Origin of the sequence: Sulfitobacter sp. F26204, assembly GCF_026410305.1 — a bacterium.
Classification (GTDB): Bacteria; Pseudomonadota; Alphaproteobacteria; order Rhodobacterales; family Rhodobacteraceae; genus Sulfitobacter.
The window spans coordinates 508,409-523,845 of the sequence record NZ_JAPMLQ010000001.1; the positions used below are offsets into that span (position 1 = coordinate 508,409).

Below are 15,437 nucleotides of genomic sequence, written 5' to 3' on the forward strand. Positions count from 1 at the left end.
ATGTTGACGCTGACCAACGGGCAGGCGCGCCGGGTTTTTCTGGATCGCCACAGATTGTCGGAAACCCCGCAAGGCGCGGCAACCGGTGATGACCTGTTGGCACTGATCAGTAGCCTCGGCTTTGTTCAACTCGATAGCATCAATACTGTTGCGCGGGCGCATGATCTGATCCTGTTTTCACGGCGTCCCCGGTATCGGCCCAATGCGCTCAAGGCGCTTTATGAAAAGCACCGGCGTTTGTTTGAACATTGGACACATGATGCGGCGGTCATCCCTTTGGCGTTCTACCCGCAATGGGAATTGCGTCGTCAGCGTGATGCTGCGCACCTGCGCCGGCGCTGGAAAAAGGATAGGCGCGACGGATTTGAAAAGCAGTTCCAGATCATTCTGGATCAGATTCGCACGGAAGGGCCGGTCTGTTCGTCGGATGTTGGTATGGGGGAAAAGCGCGGTTCGGGTGGCTGGTGGGATTGGCACCCCTCCAAGACGGCGCTGGAATACCTCTGGCGCAGCGGTGCGTTGTGTGTGGTGGGGCGAAATGGCTTTCAGAAACAATATGATCTGACTGATCGTGTATTGGATCAGGTTCTTCTTGATCCGGCAAATGTCCCTGACACCCAGACCACGATAGATTGGTGCTGTGATCAGGCGTTGTCACGGCTTGGCTTTGCGACACATGGGGAAATTGCGGCTTTCTGGGCGCATGTTTCCCCCGCTGAAGCGCGGATATGGTGCCAGCATGAACAGGCCGCTGGTCGACTGGAACAGGTCCAGATTACAGGTGCAGATGGGATTCCGAGACCGGCCTTTGCCCGACCGGGACTGGATCAGGATGCAGCGCTTGAACTGGTGCCCACAAATCGTCTGCGTGTGCTTAGTCCGTTTGATCCTGCCCTGCGGGATCGCAAACGGGCAGAGCGCTTGTTCGGGTTCAAGTACCGCGTCGAGATGTTCGTGCCGGAACCGCAGCGCCGCTTTGGCTATTATGTCTTTCCTGTTTTGCAAGGGGACCAGCTTGTCGGGCGAGTCGATATGAAAGCGTTCAGGCAAGAAGATACCCTGCGGGTGCGCGCCCTTTGGAGCGAAGGCTCAATCCAGTGGGGCAAGTCGCGTCAAGCAGCCTTTGAAGCAGAGCTGGAAAGGGTCAGGAAGCTGGCAGGAGTCAGTCGGATTGAGTTCGAGGATGGCTGGATTCGTGGCTCAGCGCAGCATCATCTCTGACAGATCGTCAGCAGCGCGGTGCAGGCGATCCAGATTTTCCTTGAGGTAATCCAGGCTGGCCCGTTGGTGGGGGGCGTGAATGGACAAGGTAGAGGTCAACCGCCCCAAATTGTCGAGGATCGGCACCGCAATTGCGACCATCCCTTCCATGAATTCTTCATTGTCCGTGGAATAGCCCTTGCTGCGGATCTGATCAATTTCCTGAACCAGCATATCGGGTTCGGTCAGCGTGTGCTCTGTATGGGAAACCAGAGGGGCATTGGATAGATATTTCGCCAAATGTCTTGGTGGCAATGTCGATAGGTACATTTTGCCGCTGGCTGTGCAGTGAAATGGTACCGTCGTACCGACAGGCATCTGGATGCGCAGCGGCCATTTGGTTTCAACCCGGTCAATATAGGTCATGCCATTTCGGTCGGGTGTGGCGAGGTTGCATGTTTCACCGACATCTTCTGTCAAGGCATTCAGTACCGTCAGTCGCAAGGTGCGCAAACGGGTTGTCGACATTACGTTGATCGAAAGCGCGCGCAACCGTTGGCCAGGGGAATAGGACCGCCCGTCGATGTCTCGCTGCAAGAATCCTTCTTCTTCCAGTCTGTGGAACAACCGGTGTACGGTGGGTTTGGGCAGGCCCAGAACCTCGTTTGCAGATGTCGGTGTGACGGGCACGCCGACCCTCGCGACTTCTTCCAGCAACAATAGCAACCGCAAGTTGGTTGGGATCGTTTTGTCCGAGGTGCTTGCGTCGGGCATGACTGGTGTCGTCCTCATGTGTTAACTGCATCGCACGGCAGTTTAGGTTATCAGGTTTCCCTTGCCGGAGAGGAACCCAAATATAGCCCGCCCCGAAGAAGCAATTTGGCAAGTGCCGGACAGGCGCAAGGCCGAACCATACAATGACCAATGAGTTTAGATAGAGTGATGCGTAGCGCAACGGTCGCTAATACGGAACCCCCGTTGCTCCCGCCGGTGTCCTATCGGTTCGAGCCGCGGTGCAGGGAGGTCGCGCCGATCGGTGCATGGATTGGATGATCCCGTGCAATGGCCCGGCATCAAGGGGAGGGGGCGTCAAAGGCCGCCGGTGCCAAGCCTGCCTGGAACCAACAGAGGTATGAATAGACAGAAAACACTGGCCGCCCAGTGACCCTTCCAATCTCAGCCGCATAGGGAACCATGTTGGTACATTCCAAAATGATCGCTCCGACGTCTGGATATTCTGTGATCAGCCGGGATGCTGCCGCTGCCATCTCGATCCGTGCGGCGGCGACATCCAATGTCGTTTGGTTCCTCAGGATTGAGCGTGCGAAACTGCTGCCTTCCATACCTTGGATTGGTGTTTGGGCTGGGACCCCTGCCGCTGCCAGATGAGCGGGCGACAATGAGTCGGCGGAAATGGTTACAATGCCCAGGCGTTTATCCGGTGCCAACATTGGCAACACCTGCCCGGCCTGTTCCAATGCCGAGGCGGCAACCGGAACGCCAAGAGCCGCAACCAACCGGGGCCTGATCAAAGCCAGAAATCCGCAGGTTGTTGCGATGCCAGTGCACCCTTGTGCGATCAATTCGCGCCCCTTGTCGACAAAGGCCTGAACAAAGGGTTCCATATCGTCGCAGACAATCGCTTGCGGTGTTGCCCCGTCGACGACGCCATAGCGTACCTGAAAGGGCCATGTCCGGGCATTCCCGACGTCACCTGGAATACGCGGAAAGCGGGTGTCGAGCATGAGGATGCCCAGTGTTTTCTGTGTGGTATTTTTCATGACTGTCCCAAGCTGTGGATCTTGAAACCATGCTCAGGGATCAGGGCGTGAACAAGAAAAAAGCACACAATGACAATTTGTAAACATTTTGTTGATGTTTTGATTTTTTTTGACATGATGCCTTAGGGGAGAATCGATTTTGCGGAACAGACAGTTTTCAGGGATGGTCAGTTGACCCGTCACGTAGCGGTCATCGGGGCGGGGATCGTTGGTGTATCCGCTGGCATCTGGTTGCGCCGGGCAGGAATCGACGTCACCATTATTGACCGTGGATTGCCGGGCAGCGGTACCTCGCACGGAAATGCGGGTGTGCTGGCGGCATGTTCGATGGTACCCGTTACTGCACCCGGTTTGTTGGCAAAAGCACCCGGCATGTTGATCAATCCCGATTCTCCTTTGTTCATGCGCTGGCGCTACCTGCCCAAGCTATTGCCATGGCTGGGCAGGTATCTGGCTCATGCCAATGACGCTGATACACGTCGCATTGCGCTGGGACTCACCTCCATTGTCGGCGACTCGGTTGAGCAGCATCAAAGCCTTTGTGACGACCTGGGCTTGAGCAGTTGGATCACCCAAAGCGATTATTGTTTTGCTTACAAGGACCGCGCAGCGTTTGACGCCGAAAGCTATACTTGGGCGCTGCGCCGCGAAGCCGGTTTTGCGCCGCAACTGATTGAAGGGCAGGAGATCCGCGATTTTGAACCCGCACTCGGCCCCGATATTACTTGCATGGCGATCATGAAACACCATGGCTTTATCCGTAATCCTGGTGGCTATGTGCAGGCACTGGCCAAAGCGTTCACCGAAATGGGTGGAACGGTCCTGCAAGCCGAAGTCATGGATTTCGACCTGAGCGGCGGCACAGTGTCTGCCGTGCAAACCACGCATGGCACGGTTGCCTGTTCCGAGGTCGTGCTGGCCACAGGTGTTTGGTCAAGATCCATGATGGCAAAGCTGGGCTTGAACGTCCCACTCGAGGCAGAGCGCGGCTATCACATCGTGTTCGAGGAGGCGACAGGCGGGCCATCACGGCCGACAATGATTGCCAGTGGTAAATTTGTTGCAACCCCGATGGATCAGGGTCTGCGCTGTGCGGGTATCGTGGAATTCGGCGGGTTGAGTGCCGGTCCATCCAAGGCGCCGCTTGCCCTTTTGCGCAGACAGGCGGCACGTGCCTTTCCCAACCTCAAGGCGAAATCCGAAATTGAATGGCTGGGCCACCGGCCTGCCACCTCCGACAGCTTGCCGTTGATCGGACAGGTTGGCGAAACGGGTGTCTATACCGCCTTTGGCCATCAACACATTGGCTTGACTGGTGGGCCAAAAACGGGCCGACTGGTGGCAGGACTGATCAATGGGGAGCAGGTCAATACCGATCTGACACCCTATCACCCACAACGCTTTTCATAAAACCACAGAAAACCAAAAAAGGGAGACGACAAATGAAACTGACAACCAAACTCATGACAGGGGTGGCTACAGCGGCTGTCGCACTGGCCGGCGCTTTGCCTGTAATGGCCGCTGAGAAATGGGACATGCCAATGGCATATTCCGCCTCGAACTTTCATTCCGAAAACGGAGTTGAATTTGCAAAATGTGTTGGTGCCGGTACCAATGGTGACATCGAAATCACCGTACATCCCGGCGGTTCACTGTTTGCAGGGGCTGACATCAAACGCGCAATTCAAACCGGACAGGTGCAGATCGGCGAGCGTCTGCTGTCGGGGCACCAGAACGAAAATGCGGTCTTTGGATTTGACAGCGTTCCGTTCCTTGCACCCTCGTTTGACGATAGTGCAAAACTGTTCAAGGCAGCCAAGCCGAAACTGGACGAAGTTCTGGCAGAGCAGAACCTGACCATGCTTTATGCCGTGCCATGGCCACCGCAAGGCTTGTACTTCAACAAAGAAGTCAACAGTGTGGCCGATATGGCCGGGACCAAGTTCCGTTCGTATAACTCAGCCACAGCGCGCTTGGCCGAATTGACCGGCATGTTGCCCGTGACGATCGAAGCGGCGGAAATCTCGCAGGCCTTTGCGACCGGGGTCGCGGAATCCATGATTTCCTCTGGCGCAACGGGCTATGATCGCAAGGTTTGGGAAAGCCTGACGCATTTCTACGAGGTAGATGCCTGGCTACCGTATAACTACGTTTTGGTGAACAATGATGTCTGGTCGGATGTTTCCGACGCAAACAAAGCGGCGATCACTACATGTGCGAACGAGGCATCGGCGCGCGGTTTGCAGGCCTCCAAGGATTATACGCAATTTACCATGGATGGTCTGGCCGAAGGCGGCATGACCGTAGGTCCAGCAAACGACGCGTTTATGGCGGAACTGCGTGAAATCGGCGCAACGATGACGTCAGAGTGGCTTGAAGCTGCCGGTGAGGATGGCAAGGCCATCGTCGACAGCTTTAAGGCGATGCAATAAACGCAAAACAGAAAAGGCGGGGTCGCTGCGCAAGCGGCCCTGATCTATCCAATGACATTTGATGCATTCATTTCTGCAGAACGCAACGGTTGGCACAGCCGTGCAGAAATATATGCAACTCATACCGCATATGCGACCTTGCAGATTGTTCCGGCAATGCTGGATGCGCTCGGCCTCCGCCCGGGTATGCGCATGTTGGATGTAGCATGTGGCCCCGGCTATGTGGCTGGTGCCGCTGCCGCACTCGAGATGGATGTGCAGGGCATCGACTATGCCACGGGCATGATCGCCGCTGCGCAAAAGCGGTTTCCAGATTTGTCATTCAAGGTCGGAGATGCCGAGGCGTTGCCCTTTGCAGATGCAGATTTCGACGCGGTGGCCTGTAACATGGGCTTGTTCCATATGGCTGACCCGCTGCAGGCAATGCGCGAAGCTGGACGTGTGCTGCGCAATGGTGGCCGGTTTTCCTTTAGCCAATGGGCTGCGCCGGGTGAATCGACCCTCTATGGTCTGCTGTTTGCCGCTCTCAAGGAAACAGCAGACCTCAGCCGCGCTGATCCCGCACCGGATGCCTATGTGTTGTCGGATGTGAAAGTCGTGCAGGACATGCTTTCCAAGGCGGGATTTACAGACATCAAAACCACACGACTTGAAACCGTATTGATTGCTCATGGGGCCGACTTCTTTGATTTTTTTATGAAATTTGGCGTAAGGGTGCCGCTGATCGTTGGGGCGCAAAACCCCGATGTGCAGCAACGTCTGCGCGACCGGATCAACGCCGACATGGCCCCGTTCGCAACTAATAAAGGTTTCGAAGTCCCGATGCCCAGCCTCCTATATACTGGAACCAAAAAATGACAGTTCTGCGCCGCACTCTCGATTTTCTCTATCGCGCGGCGGGAGTCCTTGCCGCCGTTTGTCTAATCGTAATCCTGTTGCTGATCGTGGTTCAGATGCTTGCGCGGTGGACGGGTGCGATATTCCCCGGTGCCCCGGATTACGCCGGCTATGCCATGGCTGCTGCCAGCTTTTTTGCCTTTGCCAATGCATTGAACCGGGGGGCGCATATCCGGGTTTCTGTTGTTCTCAATGCTGTACCTGCAGGTATCAAATATTTGCTTGAAATCTGGTGTTTCGGTCTTGCAACGGCAATCGTCTGGTACTTCACTTATTACGCCTATTGGTTTGTCTACTGGTCATGGAAGTTCACCGAGATCAGCCAGGGGCAGGACGCCAGCCATCTCTGGATACCGCAATCTGTCATGGTGATCGGTGGTGGACTATTGGCCGTCGCGCTTACCGATAATCTGGTTAGCGTATTGCTGAAGGGCGAGCATCGCATCGTTCGTGATACCATCGAAAGCCACGGGGAATAACGCCATGACAGAACTTTATGCCATCGGTCTTTTCCTTTTTGTCCTGTTTTTGCTGCTTGGCACCGGCGTTTGGGTTGGCCTTGCCCTGATGGGTGTTGCCTGGGTTGGAATGGAGTTGTTTACCACTCGACCAGTCGGAGATGTGATGATCACGACAATCTGGGCCTCCTCATCTTCCTGGACATTGACCGCCTTGCCCCTGTTCATCTGGATGGGCGAGATCCTGTATCGCACGCGATTATCCGAAGATATGTTCAAAGGTCTGTCTCCTTGGCTTGCGCGTTTGCCTGGCGGTTTGGTGCATACCAATATCGTGTCCTGCACCGTCTTCGCCGCGGTCTCCGGGTCCTCGGCAGCGACGTTGACGACCGTGGGTAAAATGGCAATTCCCGAACTGCGAACGCGTAACTATCCCGAAAAGATGGTGATCGGCACGCTCGCCGGTGCGGCAACCCTTGGGCTGATGATTCCGCCGTCGCTGGCGCTGATCGTATATGGCGTGACAGTTAACGAAAGCATCACCAAGCTGTTCTTTGCAGGTGTTTTCCCCGGTCTTGTGCTGGCCGCGATGTTCATGGGTTATGTGGCCATCGTCAGCGTCACCTCCAAGGACTGGAATCCCAAGGTTGAAAACGGGATGAGCTTTTCTGAAAAGCTTTCCAATTCCCGATTCCTGATCCCGGTCTTTGCGCTGATCACCGTTGTCATCGGATCAATGTATGCGGGACTTGCGACCGCTACCGAAGCGGCCGCAATCGGTGTGATCGGCGCATTGGCGCTGGCCTTGATGCAGGGGTCATTGAATTGGGGAAGTTTCCGCGAAAGTCTGATGGGAGCGACACGCACCTCTGCAATGATCGCGCTGATCCTCGCAGGGGCTGCCTTTCTGAAACTGTCGATGGGGTTTACCGGTTTACCTCGTTCGCTGGCCGATGGCATCGCGGCGATGGAACTCACCCGCTTTCAATTGCTGATGGCGCTTTTGATGTTCTACATCGTGCTGGGCATGTTCCTTGATGGGATCTCCGCCATCGTGCTGACCATGGCGGTTGTCGAACCCATGGTGCGTGGCGCAGGCATTGATTTGATCTGGTTCGGTATTTTTGTCGTTGTCGTCATCGAAATGGCGCAAATCACGCCACCGATCGGCTTTAATCTTTTTGTCCTCCAGGGCATGACAGATCATGAAATGGGATACATCACCAAGGCTGCCTTGCCGATGTTTGCAATCATGGTCCTGATGGTTTTCGTGCTGATCTGGTTCCCTGAAATCGCGACCTGGTTGCCTGACAATATGCGCTCGGGTCCGTCTTGAGGGTGATGGTACATGCACCGTATCCTTTGGCTGGCGTCGATACATGCGCGGCTCTGTCTCATTGCCGGGCTTGTAGGCGGGCTGTTGTTTCCTTCCTTTGCCGCGATGCTGGTGCCATGGCTGTCGCATCTGGTGGCAATTCTACTGCTTGTCACCGCGCTGCGTATCGGGCATCGCGCAGCGCTGGGAGCGGTCTCCGATCTGCGCTGGGGCCTCTGCGCGGTGGCAGTGTTGCAGATGATCGTGCCTTTGGCGTTGCTGGGCCTTTTGACCCTGGCGGGTCTGGCACAGACACCCGCTACACTTGCCATCGTGCTCGCTTGCGCTGCGCCGGCAATCACCGGCAGCGTCAATCTGGCGCTGTTGCTCAGGCTCGACGCGGGACGGATGATGCAACTTCTGGTGCTGGGCACGGCGGCCTTTCCACTGACCGTGTTGCCTGTCCTGGCCTTCCTGCCCCAGGCCGGCCCGCCCGCCGTCGTGATCCTTGCGGCCGTCAACCTGTTGCTGGTGATCATCTTGGCCGCAGGGCTTGGGTTTGCCCTGCGCAAACTGCTTTTTCCAAGGCCGACCGAAGGACAGATAAAGGCGCTCGACGGGTTATCGGTACTGGCCTTCTCTTTCATCGTCGTGGGGCTGATGGCTGCGCTGACGCCTGCTCTGCGCAGCGACCCTTGGACCGTGGCAAAATGGGCTTTGCTTGCATTTGCGATCAGTTACCTTTTGCAACTCCTGACGCTGCTGGTCTTGCGCCAAAGCCGCCTTCGCGCCTTGGCCGGACCCTTGGCCATCGGCGCCGGAAACCGCAATATCGCAATCTTTCTGGTGGCACTGCCCATCGAAATTCTGGCGCCGTTGATGGTGTTTATTGGCTGCTGGCAATTGCCGATGTACCTCACACCCATGCTGCTGCCGCGACTTTACCATTGGGCGCTCAACCATGACTGACTGGCCGCTAATTCGTAGTGTTGGACTGTCGGGTATTCTTGTTACCTTCGCAGAGACCATGACGGAACCCGCCAACCGGGCCGCACTCGCCTTTCGTTCGGCTGTAGATGCTCAAGACTGGCCGGAAGTATCAGAAACCAGCACCTCACTGGTTTCGACCTTCCTTGAGGTCGACCTGGCCACCACCCCGTCAGAAGCGATGACCGAGCGGTTGCAAGACCTGTTGCAAACCCAGGACTGGTTTGCTGCGGATCTCCCTGCGGGGCGCATGCTTTGGCATGTTCCGACGCTCTATGGTACTGATCTTGCACCGCAGCTTGAAGAGGCGGCAGAGGTCGCAGGTGTTGATCCCGATGCGGCGGTGGCGGAAATCTCGACCAGTCGTGTGCGTGTCTTGACTCTCGGCTTTGCCCCGGGACAGCCCTATATGGGAGAACTCTCCGAAACCTGGAATATTCCGCGCCAACAAGGGCTTACCAAGTCTGTTCCGGCAGGTGCCCTGATCATTGCAATCCGCCAGCTAATTGTATTCACCAATGCCGCCCCGACGGGTTGGCGCCATATCGGCCAGACAATGTTCAAAACCTTTCGACCTGAGGCAGAGGCACCCTTTACGTTATCGCCCGGTGACGAGCTGATCTTTCCGTCGATTACACGCCGCGAATTCGATGAGATTGCGACCAAAGATACCTCCGGTCTTGGCGGCGCAACCCATGAGCCCCTGACATGAGCGCTCATTTGACTATCATCCAGGCTGGTCCGGCGATGAGCCCGCAGGATCAGGGCCGCCCGGGTTTTCGGGCCAGAGGCTTGACCATCGGCGGTGCACTGGACCGGACGGCCTTGTTCGAAGGGGCGGCCCTGCTGAACCAGCCCGCCACCCTGGCGGCGATCGAAATGGCTGGCAGTGGCGGCAGCTTTCGTAGCGATGCAGACATCCGCATTGCGCTGACCGGTGCAACCATGGCTGCAAGCATCGAAGGCGAGAACATCGCCTGGGGGGCCAGTCACCTGTTACCGGCCGGCGCACAATTGAGTATCGGCGGCGTACGAAATGGGAGCTATGGTTATCTGCATGTGGGTGGCGGTTTTGCCACGCCGCTGATCATGGGGTCGCGGAGCAGTCATTTGGCCTGCGGTATTGGTGCTGTGCTCAAGGCAGATGACAGATTGCCACTTGGTGCTGACACCGGCCAACAAACTGCGATGACTCTGCCTGCCTCCGACAGGTTTGGAGGGGGCAAGGTCCGAGTGGTTGCATCGATGCAGACTGCTTCATTCGATGACAGCACCATCGATCGTTTTACCGCCACGACCTTTCGGCGCGATGCCCGCGCAAACCGGATGGGGGTGCGCATGGATTTTGACGGCGAGGGCTTTGCAACCGGGGCGCAACTGAGCATCGTTTCCGAAGTGGTGGTTCCCGGCGACATCCAGATTTCGGGGGATGGGGCTCCTTATGTCCTGATGCATGAATGCCAGACAACGGGAGGGTATCCGCGTATTGGATCGGTCCTGCCCTGCGATTTGCCAAAGGTCGCGCAGGCGCAATCCGGCGCTGCACTCACGTTCGAATTTGTCGACATGGATGAGGCGGTTCTGTTGCAAAGCCGCCATCTTGCCGCATTGAAATCATTGCCTAAACAGTGTCAGCCGCTGATCCGTGATCCCGTACTGATCCGTGATTTGCTATCGTATCAATTGGTTGGCGGAGCGATCAGCGCCACGGCCGACCCTTTTCAAGAGGAACCTTGAAGATGAAATCCGTAGATTTGAATGCCGATATGGGCGAAAGCTTTGGCGCATGGCACATGGGCGATGATGCGGCGCTGTTGAATATCGTGACCTCGGCCAATATTGCCTGTGGCGGCCACGCCGGAGACGCGGATGTGATGGCTGCGACAATGACGCTGGCGCATCGGAATGGTGTTGGTATCGGGGCGCACCCCGGTTTCATGGATCTGGCTGGATTTGGCCGCAACCGCATGGCCGTGCCACGTGCAACATTGCAAAACCAGGTGCGCTTTCAGGTCGGCGCGGCCTTGGGTATGGCACGGTCGGTCGGTGCAACCGTGCGTCATCTCAAACTGCATGGTGCCATGGCGAACATGGCGTCCGAGGATGTGAGCCTGGCGAAAGACCTGTATGAAGCCGCGCTCAGTGTTGCGCCCGATCTGATTATCATGGTCCTTTCCGCAACCGCACAACAGCAGGCGGTTGAAACCCTCGGTTGCGCCTGGGCGGGTGAAATCTTCGCTGATCGGGCTTACAATGATGATGCAACCCTCGTGGATCGTTCTTTGCCAGGTGCAGTCATTCATGACGCGGAAATCGCCGGTGCCCGTATGGTCGAAATGATTCAGGCGGGGGCCATCATCACAGAAAACGGCAAACATATCGAAACGCGGATCGACACGATTTGCCTGCATGGCGATACTGCTGAAGCGGTCCAGATCGCATCTTCCGTGCGTCGCCAGCTTGAGGCCGCGGGCATCACCCTGGCGCAGTTCTCCGGTGTGACCTAGGCGCAGGCCTCTCTACCTTGAATCATCAATGGCCGGCAGGTTTGTCGGAAGACACCTGTGTTGTTGCCATGTGTGATGGAACAACTCGTCCTGCCCGGGCCGGCCTCGTCATGCGCGAAGTCTGATACAGGGATCGCCCAGAATAATGGGGTTCTGTGATTATGAAACGTAGCCCGCGACAACCTGCAACAGCCGGTAGGCCGTGCGGGCATCGCTGCCTACCACGTCAAGGAATTCTTCCGCACCGATGCGTAGGCAGGTCAGTTCCGTTGCTGCCCGCATGTCCAGCGCGCGTGGTTCGTTTCGGATCAGGCCCAATTCCCCGACCAGCTTGCCCGGTCCTGAAGTGGCTATCAGAATATCGTCACCATCGGCGACCGGCAGCAACAGGTCAGCCGTCCCTTCGGTAATCAGATATGCACCGCTGGAAGGATCGTCATCCTTGTGGAACACATAGTCGCCCGGTTTTGCGGTGTACCAGCGGGCACTGAATGCCAGCAGACGTAGCTGTTTGCGTTCCAGTCCCGCGAACAGGTCGGTTTGCTCCAGAGCGCGAAGTTTGCGGGACAAATCGGCACTGACGGTGTCGTCTTCGTCAGCGGTAACATCACTGTCGAGGTTGGACATACGCCCTTGTTGCAATACGAATTGAGCGTCAAACCCGCTAATGTCCTCAAAGCTGGGTTGCAGAACGATGATCGTGGTTTCGGGAAGCAAGCTACGCAAGCGTCTATGCAGCCCCGCACGGGTTGGCGCATCGAAACTGGATAGCACGTTGTCGAGGATCAACACCTGTGGTCGCTTGATTGTGGCGCGGCTGATCGCGAGTGTTTCAGTCAACAATGCAGAGAGGTTGGTGCCGCCCAGGGTCAGCGGCAGATCAAAGATCAGATCCAGGACCAGTCCTTCCAACTGCACGGCATACAGCGCGTCAACAGCAGCGTTTCGGACTGCATCAGCCTGGGCACCGGCTGTTTCGGCAATCTTGCCGAACAAGACATTCTCCATCACGGTCAAACCTGCGACGGGTTTGTCAGCGGCGATCGGATTCATCAGCTCTGACAGGCTGTCCTGAAGATCTGCGGCATGGGTTCGGCGGATTTCGAGGACCCGATCAATGATCTTGTCAGGAAAGGCCGAACCGAGCTTTTCTGCTGAGATGGCAAAGGTGACGGCCAGAAGCGAGGCTTTGTCGACGACGCTGAGTTCGGCACCGTCGCGTTGCTTGGTCCGCAAGCTAACAGCGGCTTCGAAGGTTTCTGTATCAAGCCCGAGTTTGCGGAAAAGGGGATGATCGGTGCCGTCTACGCCAAAGGTTTGGCGTAAAACATCGACCGTATCGACGGCGAGTTGAAGCAGGTCCCGTTCGAGATCAAGGGTGGCCAACAGATCGAGAAAGACAGTCTGTTCCTGCAAAAGAGCGGGGGTCATCCGGACCTTGGGCGTGGCAAAAATCAGATTTTCGGCAACGGGCAATGCTGGATTGAACTGCTCTTTGTCAAAGATATGTACATGTTCAGCCAGATTTGCGGCTTTGAGGTTTTTCGCGACGCTTGTGCGTAGATCGACCAGCGCCTCGGCGAGTTTGGGGTGTGCCTCAGCTTCGAACCGTTGATCCATGCCGCGTGAAAACAGCGTCCTGTCGATTTCCATGCCTTTGATCAGGGTCAGCCACCAGGCCCGCAATTCGTTTTCGTTTTTGATCTTCAACTCCAGAAGATCAAGCCAGTCGGCCCCTGATGCATCGGTGCTGTTGCCGGCTGTGGCGCTTTCCAGAGCCATGGCCGACAAGGGCCCTCCGTCCTCTTTCGGGTGCATCTTGAGAGGAAGAACCACGTTGTCGCCAAAGCTTCCCTGAAACATGACTGGTCGCGAGGTGGCATAGCCGATGCGTTTTGCGATTGTCGCTTGATGCAGAGTTGACAGGGGCTCTCCCGCAAGGCTGACATTTCCGGCCGAAGGGGTCACTTCGCGCAGCAGCACTTCTGCAAAGGCACGGCGATCCTCATCACTGAGCGCGGTGATCGCAACAGTGCTACCCGGGGCGAAGCTGACGCTGATTTCTTCGAGCACCGCGTTGCCGTCTGCATCCTCGACGCTGATGTTCCTGAAGGTGACATCTCCGACCAGCAATGGGATGTCGCCGGGGTCGCTGGTAAACAGTTGGTCGTCAATCATGCCACTTGGCGCAAAACGTTCGATGATGGTGTCCCACCGCAAGGACATGTCTTGTGTCTGGTTGTAATAGGCCAATAGTTCCTTCCACGGGCTGGACAGGTCCTTGTAGGCGGCAAGTGCTGCAACCAATGCACCCACGGTCACCTCACCTTTTATCGTCAGATAGCCGCCAATGGAATAAAAGAAGAAAGGGGTAAGTTGCCCGATGAAGTTGTTGAGAAACTTCATAAAGAACTTTTTCTGGAAGATGTCGAACCGGATGGCATAGAGCCGCCCCAATCGTTCCGAGATCAATGCCAGACGGTACCGCCAGCCGCCATTGGTGCGTAATGTGCTGGCCCCTGCCGCCCCTTCGCCAATCTCCGCGGCGAGTCCACGGATCTGGATCACGCGTTTTTTGTTCAGAAGGTTGATTTTCTTTTGAAGTTTGGGGATGAGCCAGGCCTGCAAGGGGATCAACGCACAGGCAGCAAGACCAAAGGCAATGCTCTGAATGAACAGGAATACGAGGATTGTCAGCATCTGCCCGGCCTGCAACACGGGCTGGGCGATTGCATCCCCCATCAATCCGCCCATGGGTTCGGATTCCGACGTGACCATGGACACCAGTTCACCCTGGCTGGTGCGTTCGAAATAGGGTGCGGGAAATCGCAGGATACGGGCGATCAATGTATATCGCAGACGGCGTAGCATGCGCTCGGCCAACACCCCTTTCATGGTGTTGATGCGCATTTTCATGATGCCGTGGGCAAAAACCGACAACAGGAATATCCCGCACAGGATCAGCAGAAATGTGATCTGATCCACGTTGATGCCATAGAAATTTATATTGTCCGATGTCGCACCGATGGCATCATTGATGATGCGTTTGGGCAGTTCCAGTGTCAGGAATTGAAACGGGAACAATGACAGCGTAACCACCAACAGGATCAGTTGGTCGCGCTTGGAATACTTCCAGATGAATGTGAAAAGCGAGCGTTCGATGGAAATGTCCAGATCTAAATACAGTAGATGTTGTCACCCACAGGCTTAGCAACAGCTTGCCTTTGAAATCAAATGAATTGCGCCTTCTTGTGAAACCACTACCATAAGGATCCAGGAGGATGGCTCTTGGATACGGTGCTGCAAACGGCCTTATTGTTGATGATATTGCTGCAGGTGAAACACCTGTTTGCTGATTTTTTCCTGCAGACGCCCCGCATGTTGTCAGGGCGTGGTGTCTATCTGCATCTGGGCCGCGCGGAACATGCGGTGCTGCATGCGATCTTGTCTTTTCTGGCTCTGATGCTGTTTGGCGCGTCCACGGCCTGCGCTGCCACGCTTTGCCTGCTGGAATGGATCATTCATTATCACATCGACTGGGCCAAGGGCCGCCATTCCGAAATCAAGAAGTACAGCCCGGCCGATGCAGGATACTGGCGTGCTTTTGGTGTGGATCAACTGATGCACCAGATCACCTATGTTGCAATGATCTGGGCCTGGGCCAAATACGTTGCCTAACACGTCGAATAGCGACTGACTCGCTCTGATCCTGCAATACCCTCAAAATCACTGTTGCCTACTCACGAACAAACCATTTCCAGCCCTGCCATTGTAAGGCAAAAATATGGCCAATTTTGTTCAAATCGACATATTTTACCGGATATAAACGAAATGCTTGAAGAGTGACTCTCAATTCTGGC

Annotated in this window: 14 protein-coding genes; 11 read left to right on the forward strand and 3 right to left on the reverse strand. The window is 56.0% G+C overall.

The genetic code is table 11. The annotated features are described in order from the left end of the window. Window positions 1-1,221 carry a winged helix-turn-helix domain-containing protein gene (locus tag OS190_RS02405; RefSeq protein WP_267157063.1) on the forward strand — a complete coding sequence of 407 codons (1,221 nt, stop codon included), beginning with the start codon at window positions 1-3 and terminating at the stop codon, window positions 1,219-1,221. Here OS190_RS02405 and OS190_RS02410 read toward each other — a convergent pair. Both OS190_RS02410 and OS190_RS02415 read right to left on the reverse strand, forming a co-directional pair. Beyond that, window positions 1,201-1,992 carry an IclR family transcriptional regulator gene (locus OS190_RS02410; RefSeq protein WP_267157064.1) on the reverse strand — a complete coding sequence of 264 codons (792 nt, stop codon included), beginning with the start codon at window positions 1,990-1,992 and terminating at the stop codon, window positions 1,201-1,203. The genes OS190_RS02405 and OS190_RS02410 overlap by 21 nt on opposite strands. Before the next feature lie 281 nt (window positions 1,993-2,273). Beyond that, entirely contained in the window at window positions 2,274-2,981 is a 708-nt protein-coding gene (locus OS190_RS02415; RefSeq protein WP_267157065.1) for an aspartate/glutamate racemase family protein, read from the reverse strand. A 171-nt stretch (window positions 2,982-3,152) separates the two neighbouring features. On the opposite strand from OS190_RS02415, the gene OS190_RS02420 reads away from it, so the two are divergent. The 9 genes from OS190_RS02420 to OS190_RS02460 are packed head-to-tail and all read left to right on the forward strand — an operon-like array spanning window position 3,153 to window position 11,577. After that, entirely contained in the window at window positions 3,153-4,391 is a 1,239-nt protein-coding gene (locus tag OS190_RS02420) for an NAD(P)/FAD-dependent oxidoreductase (protein ID WP_267157066.1), read from the forward strand. A 32-nt stretch (window positions 4,392-4,423) separates the two neighbouring features. After that, a complete protein-coding gene (locus OS190_RS02425) occupies window positions 4,424-5,413 on the forward strand; it encodes a TRAP transporter substrate-binding protein (protein WP_267157067.1) in 990 nt (329 codons plus the stop codon). A 51-nt stretch (window positions 5,414-5,464) separates the two neighbouring features. Continuing rightward, on the forward strand, window positions 5,465-6,271 hold the full coding sequence (locus OS190_RS02430; RefSeq protein WP_267157068.1) for a class I SAM-dependent methyltransferase: 807 nt from the start codon (window positions 5,465-5,467) through the stop codon (window positions 6,269-6,271). Then, complete coding sequence (locus OS190_RS02435; protein WP_267157069.1) at window positions 6,268-6,789, forward strand: TRAP transporter small permease; 522 nt, start codon at window positions 6,268-6,270, stop codon at window positions 6,787-6,789. Before OS190_RS02430 ends, OS190_RS02435 begins: the two co-directional genes overlap by 4 nt. A 4-nt stretch (window positions 6,790-6,793) precedes the next feature. Then, window positions 6,794-8,104 carry a TRAP transporter large permease gene (locus tag OS190_RS02440; protein ID WP_267157070.1) on the forward strand — a complete coding sequence of 437 codons (1,311 nt, stop codon included), beginning with the start codon at window positions 6,794-6,796 and terminating at the stop codon, window positions 8,102-8,104. A gap of 12 nt (window positions 8,105-8,116) precedes the next feature. After that, complete coding sequence (locus OS190_RS02445; protein WP_267157071.1) at window positions 8,117-9,052, forward strand: hypothetical protein; 936 nt, start codon at window positions 8,117-8,119, stop codon at window positions 9,050-9,052. Then, a complete protein-coding gene (locus OS190_RS02450; RefSeq protein WP_267157072.1) occupies window positions 9,045-9,782 on the forward strand; it encodes a 5-oxoprolinase subunit B family protein in 738 nt (245 codons plus the stop codon). The genes OS190_RS02445 and OS190_RS02450 overlap by 8 nt, the downstream gene beginning before the upstream one ends. Continuing rightward, window positions 9,779-10,807 (forward strand): 5-oxoprolinase subunit C family protein, encoded by a 1,029-nt coding sequence (locus OS190_RS02455; RefSeq protein WP_267157073.1) that lies wholly within the window; start codon window positions 9,779-9,781, stop codon window positions 10,805-10,807. Before OS190_RS02450 ends, OS190_RS02455 begins: the two co-directional genes overlap by 4 nt. Before the next feature lie 2 nt (window positions 10,808-10,809). After that, window positions 10,810-11,577, forward strand: a complete 768-nt coding sequence (locus tag OS190_RS02460) for a LamB/YcsF family protein (protein ID WP_267157074.1) — start codon at window positions 10,810-10,812, stop codon at window positions 11,575-11,577. A 159-nt stretch (window positions 11,578-11,736) separates the two neighbouring features. On the opposite strand, the gene OS190_RS02465 is transcribed toward OS190_RS02460, so the two are convergent. Continuing rightward, the gene (locus tag OS190_RS02465) at window positions 11,737-14,676 is read right to left on the reverse strand and encodes an ABC transporter transmembrane domain-containing protein (RefSeq protein WP_323370556.1); all 2,940 of its coding nucleotides are present in this window, start codon (window positions 14,674-14,676) and stop codon (window positions 11,737-11,739) included. Window positions 14,677-14,874: 198 nt separating this feature from the next. On the opposite strand from OS190_RS02465, the gene OS190_RS02470 reads away from it, so the two are divergent. Continuing rightward, window positions 14,875-15,255 carry a DUF3307 domain-containing protein gene (locus OS190_RS02470; protein WP_323370574.1) on the forward strand — a complete coding sequence of 127 codons (381 nt, stop codon included), beginning with the start codon at window positions 14,875-14,877 and terminating at the stop codon, window positions 15,253-15,255. Window positions 15,256-15,437 lie beyond the last annotated feature (182 nt).

Excerpts from the sequence above, each read along its gene's own strand:
- OS190_RS02405 (WP_267157063.1), top strand. The coding sequence starts at position 1 with ATGTTGACGCTGACCAACGGGCAGGCGCGCCGGGTTTTTCTGGATCGC.
- OS190_RS02410 (WP_267157064.1), bottom strand. The coding sequence starts at position 1,992 with ATGAGGACGACACCAGTCATGCCCGACGCAAGCACCTCGGACAAAACG.
- OS190_RS02415 (WP_267157065.1), bottom strand. The coding sequence starts at position 2,981 with ATGAAAAATACCACACAGAAAACACTGGGCATCCTCATGCTCGACACC.
- OS190_RS02425 (WP_267157067.1), top strand. The coding sequence starts at position 4,424 with ATGAAACTGACAACCAAACTCATGACAGGGGTGGCTACAGCGGCTGTC.
- OS190_RS02430 (WP_267157068.1), top strand. The coding sequence starts at position 5,465 with ATGACATTTGATGCATTCATTTCTGCAGAACGCAACGGTTGGCACAGC.
- OS190_RS02435 (WP_267157069.1), top strand. The coding sequence starts at position 6,268 with ATGACAGTTCTGCGCCGCACTCTCGATTTTCTCTATCGCGCGGCGGGA.
- OS190_RS02440 (WP_267157070.1), top strand. The coding sequence starts at position 6,794 with ATGACAGAACTTTATGCCATCGGTCTTTTCCTTTTTGTCCTGTTTTTG.
- OS190_RS02445 (WP_267157071.1), top strand. The coding sequence starts at position 8,117 with ATGCACCGTATCCTTTGGCTGGCGTCGATACATGCGCGGCTCTGTCTC.
- OS190_RS02450 (WP_267157072.1), top strand. The coding sequence starts at position 9,045 with ATGACTGACTGGCCGCTAATTCGTAGTGTTGGACTGTCGGGTATTCTT.
- OS190_RS02455 (WP_267157073.1), top strand. The coding sequence starts at position 9,779 with ATGAGCGCTCATTTGACTATCATCCAGGCTGGTCCGGCGATGAGCCCG.
- OS190_RS02460 (WP_267157074.1), top strand. The coding sequence starts at position 10,810 with ATGAAATCCGTAGATTTGAATGCCGATATGGGCGAAAGCTTTGGCGCA.